Raw genomic sequence first — 13846 nt, 5'->3', positions numbered from 1 at the left:
GCTCGTCGAGATTGAACTCGAAGCCGTGGCGGCCGTCGCCTACGCCCGCCGCCGCGATGTCGGCACGGTACTGCTCGGCCAGCGTCATCGCCACGACCACGCCATCGACCACGATGTCGAGGCACACCGGGGCGTCCGGGTGCGCGGCGTCTTGGGCCCAGCCGGCGATGTGAGTGCCATCACAGCGGTCCATCCACGCCCGGACGGTGCCGAAGTGCATCGGCTCAGTCGACAAGCCGGCCCGGCGGATCAATCGCTCGCGCAGCGCATCCAGCCGCGGATCATGGCGCTCGACACGGGGCGCGTAGGGTACGGGGGTGGTGCTCTCGACCAACTCGCCCACGCCGTCGAAGCCCGAGCGCACGCCCGGGGCGGCCAGGAAGCTCTCCGCCGGGGTGGCCTCGGCCAGCAGGATGTCGTGGCTGTCCAACTCGACGTGCCAGTAGGTCAGATCCCGCACCGCCTCGCCGCGGGTGATCGAGGTACCGTTGACGAGGTGCCCGGCGGCGACGAGCAGGCCGTCGAGCCACAGGCAGTGGTCGGGTGAGACGAGTAGGTCGCGGGCAGGTACGCCATCAGCTAGGGCACCGGCTTTGATCCGGACCGGGCGGTCGGCCTGGGGCGCGGACAGGCCGGGGTAGGACCGCGAGCCGATCCAGCGGATGGGCCGGGGCTGGCCGGATGCTGTGATGGCGAGGTCGCCCACGCGCAAGCGCTCCACCGGCACATCCACGATTGTGCGGCCGCGCAGGATGCGGATGCGCGTGCCGGTGACGTAGCAGGGGGCGGCCGGTTGTGCTGGAGCGGCGCTGACTAAGTTGATCCGCGCGCTTCCATTGCCGGTGCTAACCCCGGCTCCGGCGCGCGTCTCGGCAGAATTTAGTGTGCCGCTCGCTGCTAAGTATGAGGTGCCACCGCCACCACCGCCGCCTCCGATATAACCACCTCCTGAACCGTACGCAGTGCCACCTACACCACCGAAGTTACCGCCACCGCCACCACCTCCACCAAAGATGGCGCCGCCACCGCCGCCACCGCCGAAGCCACCGTTGCCAATCGGGAAGGAGTTGTTGTGACCACCTGCATAGCTTGGCCCTGTCGAACCGCCCAAGCCCCCGTCAAAGTCAGAACTGCTACCGCCGTTGCTCGTCGCACCGGCGCCACCACCGCCACCGCCACCGGTTTGACTGTTGCCGGCGGCGCCGCCAGTTCCGAGAAGAGCACCCTGAGGGCTAGCCTGCGCGTTCAGGCCATTGGCGATCGGTGAATTACCGAAGTTCACTCCACCGCCGCCGCCGCCGCCCGCGATCAGCAGATAAGAATATGCAGTTCCGACACCTGAATTAGCAAGAACCGCTGTAAAGCCACCGCCACCGCCGCCTTCGATACCCTGGCTACCAGCCCCGCCGACGATGATCTGGAGTTGTTGTCCCTGTGTCAGGTTGAAAGTGGCGCCGACCTGCGCGCCGCTACCGCCGGTAGAAATGTTACCACTATTCGATCCAGCCGCGCCTGCAGCTCCAAAGCCAGAAAGATCATAGGTGCCAGTTACCGGCACTGTGTAGTTCTGGATCGCGCCGGTGTAGTTGAACGTGATCGGGTTCATGGCATGCCCCAGCGACCGGCTGGCGCCGGCTAAAATTCTGGGCCCGAGTCTGACGTGCGCGAGCGTGATGAGTCGAGGTCAGCCGCAATCACAAATTGCCTGTCCGCGATTGCGGATCACTTTTGATAGGCCCTGTGTTGTCCACGCCACGAAACGCAGCGTCTAGCCAAAATTGAGCTAGTATCGGTGTGGATTTTTCCCACGAGTCATTGGTTTCATCAAGCACGTTCCAGCATGTCGAGGATCATGACGCCAGCCGCCGCAATGACATTCCCGCGCCCGCGCCAGGGCAGCACGACTGCCTCGGGCAGGTTCTCGTCCGCCGGTTGCGGCTCGACCACTACCACCTGAAGCGCCGGCTCCGACACCTCTTCCTCGCGATCCTGATCGCCGCCGCGCAACCACGTCATCTGCGAGCCGGCGACGTTCTCAGGAGCGGCCAGGGACGGCTCGGCGTCGGCGCCGTCCTCCATGTCCGGATCCCCGTCGAGTTGGTCCAGAACCGCGATGATGCGGTCCGCCGCGTCGAGGGCGATCTGTGCCGCCTCCTCCAGGCTGGCGCGTAGTGCTGGACCGGTGAGCGGCGCCGGGGGCACGATCGCGGCCGGCTTCGGACGCGGGATGAAGGTGAGCACGTCGCCCATGGGTCAGGCCTCGGGTCGCGATGAAGGGAAGGCCCGGCGGGATCCGGCCGGGGCGGTGCGCACGGCTACGGGAGGGGTGGGGAGCCGCCGTCAGCGGCTCTCAGGCTCGGCCTCGACGTGGGCCAGCAGTTCGCGGGCGAAGGCGGCGGTCTCGTCGGGGTCGCCGTTCCGGATCACTGGCAGAGCCAGCATCTCTAACCGGGTTTCACGGTCTGCTCTGGTTGTCGGCCTGCGCCGCCGAGCCTCGTCGTTGGCCGCGGTCTCTACATCGGTCAGGGCATCGCCGAGCCACTGCATCAGCTCTCCGGCGACGTTGAACTCGCCTCGTGAGCCGCGAGCCTGGCACCTGCCTGTCCAGGCCAGAGCGTAGGCGGAGTTGCCGACGCGGTCTGCGAGGTCGTGGAGAGACTGCAGGTCGTCCAATGAAGCAGATGCGAGGTCGAGCATGGCGACGAGGCTGGTCTCGCGTCTCGCCCGCTCCTTGTGCGTCGCCAGGATCACCCGCAGCGTATCGGTGACGGTCGCCAAGCCGCGATCGGCAGCCGAAGGCACGAGGTCGACGCGCGTGCGGTCCGTGGCCTCCCGCAGGTACTCGGCCAGGGCCGTGACGCCGGACAGCGTGGTTGGGCGGGCAGCGAAAAGCGCGTCGTAGGCCGCAACCTCGCGGTTGCCCGGTCCAGCGGATGCCGCCATCGCCTCGGCGTAACCCGGTGCGTCCGACGCCATCTCGCTCCAGACATCCGACAGCCTGTCCCACTCGGCATAGGCAGCGCGGTGCTCCTCAATCAGCGCTAGAACCGGATCGGGGCCTGTCGTCCGGCCGAGTGCCGCCAAGGTGGCCGCCTCCACGCTGCCGGGATCGACCGCGGCTGTGAGCGCCGGCAGGAACAAGCTGGCTCGGAGCGCGGCAGCCCGCTCAGGCGTATCGTTCCCCGTCTCGCACAGGGAGGATATCCGGCGCCGAAACTCGGTCTCAGCGATGTCGCGCAAGCGGTCCAGCTCGATCCGGAGGCCCTGCGGGATCCAGGCGAAGTTCACGGGGTCGATCGCGGGCGAGGCCATGAAGCCGGGCGGCGGGGCGTGCCAGTCGGTCGGTTCGGCCGAGGATGGCGGCGCCGTCGCGCAGGACGGGTCCGGTGCCGAGGTAGCCGGCTTGAACTCGCCGACCCGGCCAGCGGTGGCGGCAGCGCGCTCTTTCAGGGATGGGCGGTCGGCGCTGCGGCGGAATGGGTTGGACAGCTTGAGCGGGGCCATGGTGTGCCTCCAGGGATCACAGGATCAGGGGAAGCGCGGCAGGGTGAGCGCCGCGCGGTGGCGGCGTCAGGCGTCGAAAAATTCATATTCGGCGTGGGCCTCGGCGATGGCCCATGCCGGCAGGGAGCCAGGGGCGGCGTAGAGCGCACGGTCGCGCTCGCCCACATCGTCCTCATCGCCAAAGCCGCTGAACCGGGGCGGCAGGTCGGTTCCAGTCAGGGCCAAAACGGATCGGATCAGGCCGATGGCGGCCTTGTCGTGTTTCTCGTCGCTGTGCGACACCTCCCACAGGATCGTGGCCCCGAGCGCGATCACAGCGAGCCCTTCGAGGGTGCGCGGTGGCGGCAGCGTCGCAATCTCAGCAGCCAGCGTCCAGCAACGGCGCACCACGAGGGTACAGACGGTGTCTTCAAGGGAGTCGATCTGCACCTCGCCGTCGATCGAACGGCAGGCGCGGTCCTCGGCGTAGGCAGCCAAGAGCCGGTCGCGGTGGTCCGCGTACTCGGTTGGCTCCTGGGGGCGGGTGGCGGCGATGACCGGCAGCGGCACAGCGGCGGCGACCGTGCCGGCGACGACGGTGCGACGGGTCTGGCCGGCGAGACTGCCGTGCAGCTCGGCCGAACGCTCGTGCAGGGCGGCGACGGGGCTGCGGCGGATTAGGTTGCGGAGGGACGTGCGGAGGGACATCGCGGGTCCTCAGATGCGGGGCGCGGGCAGCCGGCCCGCTCGGGTGCGGGCTGGGGTCAGAGCAGGGTGGCGAGGCCAGTCAGCACCATGCCCCCGCCGATGATCGCGACGGCGGCCAGCAGCTCGCCCGTGGCGTCGAGAAAGCGGAGGCTGCGGCTGTGTGCGGTGTCCGGCCGGATCGGGGTCACGGCCTGCCACGGCTCGATCTCGCCCGGCAGGGGCTCGTTGGGCAGATTGAGGTGGCGGCCGTCAGCGGAGAGACGGCGACGGCCAGTGCGGGCGCTGGTGCTGCGCACTGGGACGGGCTGGCTGAAATTTGGGATGCGGGCATAAGTCATCGTTCGCGCTCCTGGTGGGGCTCGTGGCGGTGGATCGGTGGTGGAATGGGTGCGGGCGGCGACCCCCTGGCAGCGTGGGCATCGTTCGATGCCGAGCCGCCGCCCGCGTCCGGCTCGCGCCGGATCTCAGGTCAGGCGATCGGCGCCTTGACGAAGGCGCGGGTCACGGGGTGCCGCCAGCGGCGGGTGCGCTCGCACCAGATCGGGGCGGGAGCCGCGGCGGTGGGCGCCGGGGCGAGGGTCGCGAGGCGCAGCGTGGGCAGCTCGGGGAACCCGTTCTCCTCGATCCACGAGGCGAGGAACGCGGTGCCGGTGCAGAGGCCGGCGATGGTGAAGGCGGCGAGGGCGGCGAGCATGGCTGCGGGCCTCAGTGCGCGGCGGCGCGGTGGGCGGCCTTGGCGACCTGCCAGGTGGCCTTGAGGGCGGAGGACATGGCCTCGGCGCGGGAGACGCCGCAGCGCTCCTGAATGCCGGTGGCGGCCTTGCACGCGGCGGCCATGATGGCGGCGCGGTCATAGCGGCCGGCGACGACGAGGGGGCGGGTGCGGGCGCCGAGTTCGATCAGGACGCGGGCGCCCATCAGGCCGGCAGGGATGCGCGGGCGGCTATCGTGCAGCGAGCGGGAGAGGCGGGTCCATGAGACGGTGCGGTAAGACATCGGGGCCGCCTTGTCGTTTCGGCTGATGTCAGCTATTTAGGATGACACACCTGCCGAGGTCAAGACGAAAAGTCTGATGTCTAGCGAAAAAGTCTTGAGTTCGGAGCAATGCCGTGCTGGGCGAGCCATGCTTGATTGGAGCCGGGAGGACCTGGCTGCAAAAAGCGGCGTCTCGCGCCCCACGCTGGCTGACTTCGAGACGAACAAGCGGAAGCCCTATGAGCGGACGCTGGCCGACATCCGCCGGACGTTCGAGGAGGCCGGGCTCGAATTCATTGGCGAGAACGGCGGGGGCGCCGGGATCCGGTTCAAGGCCCGGAAAGACGGCACGCAGGGCGAGCACTGAGCCATGGCGATGCTTTCCCGTCAGGAAGCCGCATCGCAGTTGGTCGATGGCGCGATAGAGGCTTGGTTCGATGGGCGGCACGCCTGCGCGATCACGCTTGCCGGCGCGGCCGAAACCGGGATGCCCGGGCTCAAAGACGGCGCCTCGATGTTCGCAACCATGCGAGGGGCGGTCATGGGGCTCGGAAAGTGTTCCGAGAGCGAGGCCGCGACCCTGATGAATACCAGCCGCAACTGGTTGAAGCATTTTAGCGAGGACAAGCCAGAACAAATCAGCGATGACTACGCGTGGGTCTATGTGCTGCGGGCCTATTGGCAGTTTCGGTTGACCTACAAGGACGCCAATCCGACGCCCAACATGGTCCGTTTCAACGCCAAGATCGATGAACACACCCGGCCCGTTCAAGAGGCCGTGAATGGCTTCATGGCTTGGCTGCAGCGGATGGTCGACGCCATCTCAGGGAAACAACCGCCCCCGCGGGTCTAGGTCGCCGGACTACGGTTGGCGCCCCTCTGCGCAGGCTGACCGGGCGGCCATACCATCACGGCTCGCCCGGCCTCGCGCACAACCCCGACCGCATCCGCGGCTGGTGCGCCTCAGATAAGCCGGTCGGCGATCCCTCGCCAGCTTGGGAGCATGGGAGCTTGATAGCATGCAATTTCGCAAGCTCGTTGGCTTCGGATCTTGCGGGCCTGAAATCTCGCGGTCTCGGGATTATGCTGGCGGCGCATCTCGCCAGCGCGCGGGCTCGCGGTCTCGTTGACAGGATCCCTCGGGGGCTCGATTGCTGCCGAGCTTGATCACAGCGGGTGGGGGCGGATGTGCAGGTGATCGCGGTCACGGCCCGAAAGGGCGGCGTCGGCAAGACCACGCTCTCGATGCACCTGTCGGTGTTGGCCGCCCAGGCGGACCGCCCCGCCCTGCTGATCGACACGGACCCGCAGCGGTCGCTCGCATGGTGGCACCAGCTCCGTGGGCCAGATGAGCCGAAGCTGATCGAGGCGGACGCGCGCGAGCTACCGGAGCTTGTCGAGGCGGCGCGGCGCGAGGGGTTCGGCCGGATCATCATCGACACACCGCCGCACGCTGAAGACAGCATTCTTGCGGCCATGCGTGCGGCGGATCTCGTGCTCGTCCCGACGCGGCCGGGGCCGCTCGACCTGGCGGCCGTCGCCTCGACGCTCGACCTGGCGCAGCGCGTCGGCAGGGCGCCGCTCGCCGTCATCAACCACGCACCGGCCCGCACGGGATCGGCAGAGCCGGCGATCGTCGCGGAAGCGCGGGCCGCGCTGGTCGCCATGGGCGCGACGGTGGCGGCAACCGCACTGGCGAACCGGGTGGCGATGTCTCACGCGATCCTGACCGGCTCCACGGTCAACGAGCACGAACCGGACGGGAAAGCCGCGAGCGAGGTCGCCGCGCTCTGGCAGGAAGTCGAGGCGGCGTTGTCCGCTGGAGGAAAGGCACGATGAGCAAGGCGGCACGCCCCACCCTGGACAGCCTCGCCGGCCGGTTCGCTCGGAAGGATCCGCCGGCGGGCGGCGCCAGCGTCGTCGGTGAACCGCCCGCGGTGGCCGAGCCTGCGGCCTCGTCGGCGGCCCCCGCCTCGGCAGCCGCGGCGACGGTAAAGGCCAAGGCCGACGCTCGGGTGCAGATCCTGACGCGGATCGACCCGGCCACCCGCAAGCGGCTCAAGGTCATCGCGGCCGAACAGGAGCGCACCATTCAGGAGATATGCGAGGAGGCGATCCGCGATTTCGTGGCGCGGCATAGCAAGTGATCTCGCTCCCGAGCTTGCGAGCTATCAAGCTGCGGGTCGTCGCTCTGGCTGTGGCGTCGGTCGTGGTTGGACCGGTCTCGCCTGCCCGAGCCGAGGCGCCGATCGTGGTCAGCACCGTCACCACGTCGATGCTCCTGGCGGAGTGCCGGGGGAGCAGGAGCGAGCTGAGTGCGGATTTCTGCCTGGGCTACATCATCGCCTATTTCGACCTGATGTCGATCCGGCGCGAGATCTGCCCGAAATCGGGGGCCGCGACCCAACAGGCATCCGCGATCGGGCGCAGGTTCGTCGAGGCGCACCCGGAGCTATGGGACCGGCATCCGAGCTATCTGCTGGAACTCGCCTTCAAGGCTGCGTTTCCCTGTCCGGCCGAGTAGGCGGTTGATCCCTCGCGGTCTTGATGCGCATCGATCTCGCCAGCTTGCTATCAAGCTCCCTCGCGGGCTTGCTCCCGCGCCATCATGGGTGTAGTTTCCGATAATCGTCATTCTCGGAAGTTTGGCGAATAGGTGGAGCCTATGGTTGTGATCCATCTGATAGACGGCACCGCAGGCCAACGCTTGCCGGTGAAGCCGGAGAAGTGGGCGGCCTGCAACGGCTGCGGCCTCTGCTGCTCCGAGGAGCCGTGCGGCGTGGCCCGCCAGTTCATCCCCGATCATCCGGAGGAGGGGCCGTGCCTCGCCCTTGAATGGGAGGCGGACCGGTTCTGGTGCGGCATGGTCCGCCGGCCGAGCCACTACATGCGACTTCCGAACGATTGGGCGGACTGGGCGCTCGGCGGCATGATCGCCGAAGCGCTCGGCGCTGGGCGGGGCTGTGATGCCGACTTCTGAAGTCCTGACCCTTGAGCCGGTCGAGGCCGCGGGCCTCCCCGCCGAGGCGGCCGCGATCGTCCGCGCCTATCAGCTCGCCAGCAAGGCGGATGCGACCGTGCGAGCCTATCGGTCCGACGTGCAGGTGTTTCAGGCGTGGTGCGAGCGGTACGGCTTCCGGTCCCTGCCGGCGAGTCCCGAGGCCGTGGCGGGCTTCCTGGCGCACGAGGCGGACGCGGGGCGCTCCGCATCCACGATTGGGCGGCGCCTGGCCGCGATCCGGTACGGGCACAAGCTGGCGAAGGCCGCGGACCCAACCGACGACGAGGATGTCCGGGCCACCATGAAGGGTATCCGGCGGCGCGTCGGTGTGGCCCCGACCCAAAAGGCCGCCGCGACGGTCGATGTCTTGCAGATGCTGCTCGCCCGCATCCCCGACACCCTCACGGGCAAGCGGGACCGGGCGTTGCTGGCGTTGGGCTTCGCGGGCGCGTTCCGCCGGAGCGAGCTGGTAGCCCTTGATGTTGCCGACTTGATCGAGGATCCCGAGGGCCTGCGGGTCATGGTCCGGCGGTCCAAGGTGGATCAAGAGGGCAGGGGCTTCGAGAAGGCGATCCCGACCGGCCGGTTCATTCAGCCGGTACGCCTCGTGCGCGAATGGCTGTCGGCCGCCGGTATCACGGTCGGGCCCGTTTTCCGGCCGGTCTCGCGGTCGGGGAGAGTGCGGGGGAACTGTGCGCAGCTCGCGCCTCAGGCCACCCGCCTCACGGATCGGTCCGTCGCCAACATCATCAAGGCGTACTGCACGGCCGCGGGGCTCGATGCCTCAACGTTTGGGGCACACTCACTGCGGGCCGGCTACATCACCACGGCGGCCGAGCGCGGGGCGGATCTCGCGCGGATCATGGATCAGTCAGGACACCGGGATCCGCGGACGGTGGTCGGGTACATCCGGAGGGCGAACGCCTTCAAGGGGCACAGCGGCTCCGGGTTTCTGTAGGAGGGCAGGGACATGACGCGGAAGGCAAGCGAGGGCGCGCTCTGGGCGGCCAGGATCAGGGCAGAGGAACGGGGCGGACCCTCCGGCGCTGCGGATCGGCACGACGATGTTGCCCGCGAGCCTCTAGTGCAGGTGCCGGCGCGGACGGTCGGGGGCGAGCTGCTGCCCGAGGACGATTTCACGTCCAAGACGCTGCCGACGATCATCGACACGCTGGTGAGCCCCGACGCGATCGGCGCCGACGCCAGCCGTAGCCGCCTGCAGCTTGCAGAGGACGCGGGGGCGCTCGACCTTGCTCTGGACACGGCCGACACGATCCAGGCGACCGACGGGCTTGAGCGGATGCTGAGCCATCAAATGGCCGCCGCGCATGTCATGGCAATGCAGGCGGCCGCCCTGATGAAAGAACACCTCGAACATGCCGGCAGGACGCGCGGGCACGAACAGCAGATGGCGGGCGTCGAGGCGGCCCGGATGGCTGGCGCCTTCGCCCGCCTGACCGGCTCGTATCAGGCCGGAATGCAGACCCTGCAGCGGGTTCGATCCGGTGGCCGGCAGACCGTCATCGTCCAGCACAACCACATCAGCCCCGGCAGTCAGAACGTCATCGGCGCACAGCAACAGGTGGGGGGAGGGGCCTCGCCACGTCCGAAGAGGGTGCGGGGGTGATGTCCGATTTTGGCGACGGACCCCAAGAACCCGACTGGCGGGCCGCTCTTATCAGGGCACGCGAGGCGGCGCGGTGCGGGGCCAAGACCCGAGCGGGCGGCTCCTGCCAGTGCCCGGCGATGCCGAACGGCCGCTGTCATAAGCATGGAGGCGCCAGCACCGGGCCTCGGACTGCCGAGGGACTGGCCCGCTCCAGGGCATCGACCCGAACCCACGGTCGGCGATCCGCTGAAAGCATAGCCATGCACCGTCAGATCCGAGCGGCTTTCGTGCAGTTGCGCGACATGGTGCGGGCCACGAACGCCGAGCTGCGGGAGACGGAGGCGCTTCACCGGGCGATGCTGCGGCGGCTTGGGCGGTAGGGAGAGCTATTTACGATGCGTGTCGCTCGGTTCGAAATCCGCAATCATCCTGGAATTGGCGATCTCGATATCGATTTCCGCAATGCCGATGGAAGCGTGCCGCGTCTCGTCGTGCTAGCCGGAGAGAATGGGTGCGGGAAGACTGCTGTCCTGCAGATGATGCATAATACGTTGAAGGGCTTGGGTGTCGAGATTTGCGCCCCTGGTGCTTCCGTGAAGCTTTTTGTTGAGACGACGCTACCTGCTCAGTATGCGGGGGCGCTCCCTGATCCAACAGGAGCGACCATCGAAGTAGCTCATGCCAGAGCCTTCCTCGGCACGGCACCTGGGTTTTCGGGGGTCATGATTACGGCTCCCGGCGCGCCGATCATCCTACCAGCCGCCGTTCCGAGAGTCGACGGTCTCGCAAATATTCTCGGAACGTCAGCGCCATGCTTCTATAGCAGCGCGCAGAGTACTTTTCGGGTACCGTCGGTAGATCGCATAAACACACTCGTCGAACCCCCGGTTGGTCAGATGACGGGGATACAGATCGACTCATTGACCTCCACCGAGACAGCGGACGTAGGTGTAGAGATCGCGCAACTACTCGTAAACCTGAAGGGCGCAGACGACGCAGAACTCTCGGATTGGGTGAGGACGCACAAGGGGCAAGGGATCGAGCCACCCGCCAATGTGGTCGACAGGCGCATCGAAAGGCTCCGCGCTGCCTTCGCGACTGTCATGCCCCACAAGACCTTCGAGGGTGTGGTTCAAGCTGGGTACGCTCACGAGCCTATGTTCCGCGAGGACGGACGTCGGATGCGGCTGGCCGACCTCAGCATGGGGGAGAAGCAGATCATCCTCAGAGGCGGATTTCTCCTGCGAAGCGTCAACCATCTCCCCAATGCAGTCGTCCTTATCGACGAGCCAGAGCTAGGTCTTCATCCCAACTGGCAGCGCAAGATCCTTGATTTTTACAACACGATTGTACCGGATGAGGCCGATCAGCCGAGTCAGATTATTGTAGCGACCCACTCTCCTTTTGTGGTTCACGGCTCTCCATCCGCCAAGCACATTGTGCTGAAGCGCGACCGAGCCGCGCAATGCGTCGTGGTCGACTCTTCCGCAGTTTATCCGGGAGTGACATCGGAGGCGGTCGCAATCGCTGCTTTCGACGCCAGCGGTTTTTTATCTACAACGCCGGGCAATACGATGATCGTTGCGACCGAGGGGAAAACAGACGCTGCGATGCTGCAAGAGGCATGGGTCAAGCTCCGTCCAGGTCGAGCTATGCCATTCAATCTCGTCGCCGCAGGCGGGGCAAAGCAACTACAAGCTTTCCTCGGGCACGAGCCGAATGTTATGGGCCCTCTTGCTCAAGCACTGACTGATAGAAATATCGACCGTATTATCGGGATATTTGATTTTGACGAACAAGGTTTCGGGCAATGGAACGGCACTTGCAAGGCTGTAAACGCACAAGATGCTGATCTGAACGTATTAACCTGCGCTTGGCGACGCCGGAGGGGGACGGCAACATGGTCTGCGCTACTGCCCGTGCCTGGGCATAGGCCGACCTCCGCTGGGTTTGGTCCCGGTTATGATGCCGCTTCGCGGCTTACCACCGAGCTTCTCTTCGAAGACGCATTCGTTGCCAGCATGCTCTCCTCCGTTCCGGTCGCGCACGGCAGGCCCGGCGACATTCGGCTTGAAGCTACGGACGCGCAAAAGGTCCAGATCGCCGCTGCGGCAGCCGCCTTCCCCGCTGCTGCCTTCGCGCCATTCGAGCCGATCTTGGCACTGATAGAACGTGTCATACAGACTCAGATCTGAGCTTTCGGTACGGCGTCTGGCAGCAGGTCGGCCCATACCGCCCGCAGGAACACGGTTCGGGAGCTGGCTCTGTCAGGATCCGCGTCGGCCACGGCGTGCATCAGGCCGTCGATAGCCGCGAGACCGCCGGCAGCGTCCGCCTCCAGGCCAGCGCGGCGTAGCGCCGATCGGAAGGCAAGACCGGCCGGAGCGTTCGGACCGTGCCGCTCGATGCTCTGCACGAGGTTGAGGACCGCGGTGGGCGTGACGGGTTCGGAGGTGAGGGTAGCGGCCTTCGTCACGTCTGCTGCCTCCTGATGGTACCGATTGTGGTTGGCGAGACACCAGCACGTCGAGCGATCTCGCGATCCGTGAGGCCCTGGCCGAAGAGGGAGAGCACGTCGCGGCGCTTGTCAGCGGTGGTTCGGCGCGAGTGTCCAGATTGGACGGTCTCGGCATCCTGCTCTCGGATCCGCCGGCCCATGCGCTCGATGTCGGCGCGGAGGGTCACGAGCCGGGTGCGGTTCTCCCCGTGGCTGTCAATCTCGTCCCGATATGCGAGCCACGACACGCGAGCGCGCAGGTCGCTCAGCGACAGGGCCGGAGCCGCGTCGAGCATCTGTTCCAAGATACGGCATCGGATCTGCACCGGGGGCGAGTGGTCCCCGCAGGCCGTCCCGCGCGCCTCTCGATCATGCGAGAGCTTGTCCCAGAACGCGAACTCCTCCCATGCCGCGCGGACGGTCGCCGGCATCGGCCAAGCCGCCTCGACGGTCGCCACGATCGCGGCCGGCACCTTTCCTAGCGGGAAGGCGTCCCAGCCAGGATCGGGGCCATGCTGCGCGGCATACTGGGCGGCGGCCTTATCTAGCGCGCGCTCCATTGGGCCGGGCTCGAACACGGCTTCCTCGGTCCCGTACTCCTCAAGCACCTCGTGCCAGCGCTCGGCGCGCTCCTGCTCGCGGCGCGCCATCTGCTCCCGGAAGTATGGGGTGTCGAAGAAGTCGGCCATGTTGACGGTGCGGCTGGCGGCGATCGTCACCGACAGAGTGTCCAACTTGGACACCGCCTGATCGACCGTCATTCCGGCCTTGGCCGCGAGCGCCTTCATCCGAGCGGCCGCGGACGCCTTCTCGCCCAGATTGGTGGTGCTGTCGTGCAAGGCGCGGACCTTGGCGAAGGTTTCGAGGCCGGCAGTCATCAGCGATCCCCCGGGCGGTTTAGCGCGGCGTAGCTCGCCCAGACACGGCGCTTGTCGAGTGGGTCGAGACCGGAGAGCGCGGCCAGGGCGGGCGGCAACAACGCGGGATCCTGCTCGGCCCGCCGCAGCAGATCCGTGAGCGCCTGCCCGCGAGGGCCGGTCGACAGGTGAACCACGGCGCGCAGGCAGCGGAGACACGCCTTGCGCTCGGCCGGCTCGATGTCGGGGCGGAACGGCCCCCATCGGTCGCTGGCGGGGATCATCGGCGCCACTCCCACCACGGCACGCCGGCGAGCTGACCGGGCTTCTGGCGATGCGTCAGGTGGCCGAAGCGGATTTCCGTGTCCGTGATCGCGCGGACCGGGCCGCTGATCGGCAGCACGAGTGCGCCGCAGGCGTCAGCCCGCACGCTGCCGGCGGTCTCGTGCACGCCGAACAGCCGCGCGGCGGTCCAGCCCAACGCCTCGGCTTGTGAGCCGAAGGTGTCGAGAAAGTCGAGCGCCCGTGAGAGAACGCGAGGCCACTCGTCGGCTCGGTATCCCGGGCATGGAGGCTGTTCGGGCGAGAGCGCCGCGAGGCCAGATCGCCACTCAGCCAACCCATCCGCGAAAACTCTAGCAGGCTCAATTTCCGACAAATGTGTTGTTTTGCAGCTACTTAGATTATCTTTAGCAGGTCTAGCAACTCTAGCAGGG

20 protein-coding genes and 1 pseudogene are annotated in these 13846 nt (G+C 67.3%); 10 read left to right on the top strand and 11 right to left on the bottom strand.

Going from position 1 to position 13846, the window contains the following annotated elements; genetic code table 11:
* The 7 genes from MKK75_RS14865 to MKK75_RS14835 form a co-directional block, all read right to left on the bottom strand.
* Positions 1-1606, bottom strand: a 1606-nt coding sequence (locus tag MKK75_RS14865) for a Hint domain-containing protein (RefSeq protein ID WP_244043328.1), incomplete at its 3' end; no start/stop codon positions are given.
* Between the two features lie 218 nt (positions 1607-1824).
* Entirely contained in the window at positions 1825-2250 is a 426-nt protein-coding gene (locus tag MKK75_RS14860) for a hypothetical protein (RefSeq protein WP_244043327.1), read from the bottom strand.
* Between the two features lie 90 nt (positions 2251-2340).
* Positions 2341-3504, bottom strand: coding sequence for a hypothetical protein (locus tag MKK75_RS14855; RefSeq protein WP_244043326.1), 1164 nt, complete (start codon positions 3502-3504; stop codon positions 2341-2343).
* Positions 3505-3570: 66 nt separating this feature from the next.
* On the bottom strand, positions 3571-4191 hold the full coding sequence (locus MKK75_RS14850; protein ID WP_244043325.1) for a hypothetical protein: 621 nt from the start codon (positions 4189-4191) through the stop codon (positions 3571-3573).
* Between the two features lie 56 nt (positions 4192-4247).
* Complete coding sequence (locus tag MKK75_RS14845) at positions 4248-4529, bottom strand: hypothetical protein (protein WP_244043324.1); 282 nt, start codon at positions 4527-4529, stop codon at positions 4248-4250.
* Positions 4530-4660: 131 nt separating this feature from the next.
* A complete protein-coding gene (locus MKK75_RS14840; RefSeq protein ID WP_244043323.1) occupies positions 4661-4885 on the bottom strand; it encodes a hypothetical protein in 225 nt (74 codons plus the stop codon).
* Between the two features lie 11 nt (positions 4886-4896).
* Positions 4897-5187 carry a hypothetical protein gene (locus MKK75_RS14835; RefSeq protein WP_244043322.1) on the bottom strand — a complete coding sequence of 97 codons (291 nt, stop codon included), beginning with the start codon at positions 5185-5187 and terminating at the stop codon, positions 4897-4899.
* 127 nt (positions 5188-5314) lie between these two features.
* Here MKK75_RS14835 and MKK75_RS14830 point away from each other — a divergent pair, with 127 nt between their 5' ends.
* The 10 genes and pseudogenes from MKK75_RS14830 to MKK75_RS14790 all read left to right on the top strand — a co-directional run bounded on the left by MKK75_RS14830 (position 5315) and on the right by MKK75_RS14790 (position 11971).
* On the top strand, positions 5315-5533 hold the full coding sequence (locus MKK75_RS14830; protein WP_244043321.1) for a helix-turn-helix domain-containing protein: 219 nt from the start codon (positions 5315-5317) through the stop codon (positions 5531-5533).
* Between the two features lie 3 nt (positions 5534-5536).
* Entirely contained in the window at positions 5537-6019 is a 483-nt protein-coding gene (locus tag MKK75_RS14825; protein ID WP_244043320.1) for a hypothetical protein, read from the top strand.
* Between the two features lie 341 nt (positions 6020-6360).
* On the top strand, positions 6361-7005 hold the full coding sequence (locus MKK75_RS14820) for a ParA family protein (protein WP_244043319.1): 645 nt from the start codon (positions 6361-6363) through the stop codon (positions 7003-7005).
* Positions 7002-7313, top strand: coding sequence for a ribbon-helix-helix domain-containing protein (locus MKK75_RS14815; RefSeq protein ID WP_244043318.1), 312 nt, complete (start codon positions 7002-7004; stop codon positions 7311-7313). The genes MKK75_RS14820 and MKK75_RS14815 overlap by 4 nt, the downstream gene beginning before the upstream one ends.
* On the top strand, positions 7310-7690 hold the full coding sequence (locus tag MKK75_RS14810) for a Rap1a/Tai family immunity protein (protein ID WP_244043317.1): 381 nt from the start codon (positions 7310-7312) through the stop codon (positions 7688-7690). The genes MKK75_RS14815 and MKK75_RS14810 overlap by 4 nt, the downstream gene beginning before the upstream one ends.
* A gap of 147 nt (positions 7691-7837) precedes the next feature.
* The gene (locus MKK75_RS14805; protein WP_244043316.1) at positions 7838-8146 is read left to right on the top strand and encodes a hypothetical protein; all 309 of its coding nucleotides are present in this window, start codon (positions 7838-7840) and stop codon (positions 8144-8146) included.
* Complete coding sequence (locus MKK75_RS14800; protein WP_244043315.1) at positions 8133-9125, top strand: site-specific integrase; 993 nt, start codon at positions 8133-8135, stop codon at positions 9123-9125. Before MKK75_RS14805 ends, MKK75_RS14800 begins: the two co-directional genes overlap by 14 nt.
* Positions 9126-9251: 126 nt before the next feature.
* Positions 9252-9794: a hypothetical protein gene (locus MKK75_RS14795; protein ID WP_244043314.1), complete on the top strand. Its 543-nt coding sequence runs from the start codon at positions 9252-9254 to the stop codon at positions 9792-9794.
* Positions 9794-9964 (top strand): annotated as a pseudogene (locus MKK75_RS36370) (HGGxSTG domain-containing protein); the annotation flags it as partial. The gene MKK75_RS14795 and the pseudogene MKK75_RS36370, both read left to right, overlap by 1 nt.
* A 207-nt stretch (positions 9965-10171) precedes the next feature.
* Positions 10172-11971 (top strand): AAA family ATPase, encoded by a 1800-nt coding sequence (locus MKK75_RS14790; protein WP_244043313.1) that lies wholly within the window; start codon positions 10172-10174, stop codon positions 11969-11971.
* On the opposite strand, the gene MKK75_RS14785 is transcribed toward MKK75_RS14790, so the two are convergent.
* The 4 genes from MKK75_RS14785 to MKK75_RS14770 are packed head-to-tail and all read right to left on the bottom strand — an operon-like array spanning position 11962 to position 13611.
* Complete coding sequence (locus MKK75_RS14785; protein WP_244043312.1) at positions 11962-12252, bottom strand: hypothetical protein; 291 nt, start codon at positions 12250-12252, stop codon at positions 11962-11964. The two genes, MKK75_RS14790 and MKK75_RS14785, sit on opposite strands and share 10 nt — an antisense overlap.
* Positions 12249-13151 carry a hypothetical protein gene (locus MKK75_RS14780; protein WP_244043311.1) on the bottom strand — a complete coding sequence of 301 codons (903 nt, stop codon included), beginning with the start codon at positions 13149-13151 and terminating at the stop codon, positions 12249-12251. Before MKK75_RS14780 ends, MKK75_RS14785 begins: the two co-directional genes overlap by 4 nt.
* Positions 13151-13414, bottom strand: a complete 264-nt coding sequence (locus MKK75_RS14775; RefSeq protein ID WP_244043310.1) for a hypothetical protein — start codon at positions 13412-13414, stop codon at positions 13151-13153. Before MKK75_RS14775 ends, MKK75_RS14780 begins: the two co-directional genes overlap by 1 nt.
* Entirely contained in the window at positions 13411-13611 is a 201-nt protein-coding gene (locus tag MKK75_RS14770; protein WP_244043309.1) for a hypothetical protein, read from the bottom strand. The genes MKK75_RS14775 and MKK75_RS14770 overlap by 4 nt, the downstream gene beginning before the upstream one ends.
* Between the last annotated feature and the right edge of the window lie 235 nt (positions 13612-13846).

This window comes from Methylobacterium sp. J-030, assembly GCF_022829545.1.
In the GTDB taxonomy this organism is placed as follows: Bacteria; Pseudomonadota; Alphaproteobacteria; order Rhizobiales; family Beijerinckiaceae; genus Methylobacterium.
This window is presented reverse-complemented; position numbering and strand designations above follow the sequence as displayed.

Excerpts from the sequence above, each read along its gene's own strand:
- MKK75_RS14835 (WP_244043322.1), bottom strand. The coding sequence starts at position 5,187 with ATGTCTTACCGCACCGTCTCATGGACCCGCCTCTCCCGCTCGCTGCAC.
- MKK75_RS14800 (WP_244043315.1), top strand. The coding sequence starts at position 8,133 with ATGCCGACTTCTGAAGTCCTGACCCTTGAGCCGGTCGAGGCCGCGGGC.
- MKK75_RS14775 (WP_244043310.1), bottom strand. The coding sequence starts at position 13,414 with ATGATCCCCGCCAGCGACCGATGGGGGCCGTTCCGCCCCGACATCGAG.
- MKK75_RS14840 (WP_244043323.1), bottom strand. The coding sequence starts at position 4,885 with ATGCTCGCCGCCCTCGCCGCCTTCACCATCGCCGGCCTCTGCACCGGC.
- MKK75_RS14790 (WP_244043313.1), top strand. The coding sequence starts at position 10,172 with ATGCGTGTCGCTCGGTTCGAAATCCGCAATCATCCTGGAATTGGCGAT.
- MKK75_RS14855 (WP_244043326.1), bottom strand. The coding sequence starts at position 3,504 with ATGGCCCCGCTCAAGCTGTCCAACCCATTCCGCCGCAGCGCCGACCGC.
- MKK75_RS14830 (WP_244043321.1), top strand. The coding sequence starts at position 5,315 with ATGCTTGATTGGAGCCGGGAGGACCTGGCTGCAAAAAGCGGCGTCTCG.
- MKK75_RS14850 (WP_244043325.1), bottom strand. The coding sequence starts at position 4,191 with ATGTCCCTCCGCACGTCCCTCCGCAACCTAATCCGCCGCAGCCCCGTC.
- MKK75_RS14815 (WP_244043318.1), top strand. The coding sequence starts at position 7,002 with ATGAGCAAGGCGGCACGCCCCACCCTGGACAGCCTCGCCGGCCGGTTC.
- MKK75_RS14845 (WP_244043324.1), bottom strand. The coding sequence starts at position 4,529 with ATGACTTATGCCCGCATCCCAAATTTCAGCCAGCCCGTCCCAGTGCGC.
- MKK75_RS14825 (WP_244043320.1), top strand. The coding sequence starts at position 5,537 with ATGGCGATGCTTTCCCGTCAGGAAGCCGCATCGCAGTTGGTCGATGGC.
- MKK75_RS14780 (WP_244043311.1), bottom strand. The coding sequence starts at position 13,151 with ATGACTGCCGGCCTCGAAACCTTCGCCAAGGTCCGCGCCTTGCACGAC.
- MKK75_RS14860 (WP_244043327.1), bottom strand. The coding sequence starts at position 2,250 with ATGGGCGACGTGCTCACCTTCATCCCGCGTCCGAAGCCGGCCGCGATC.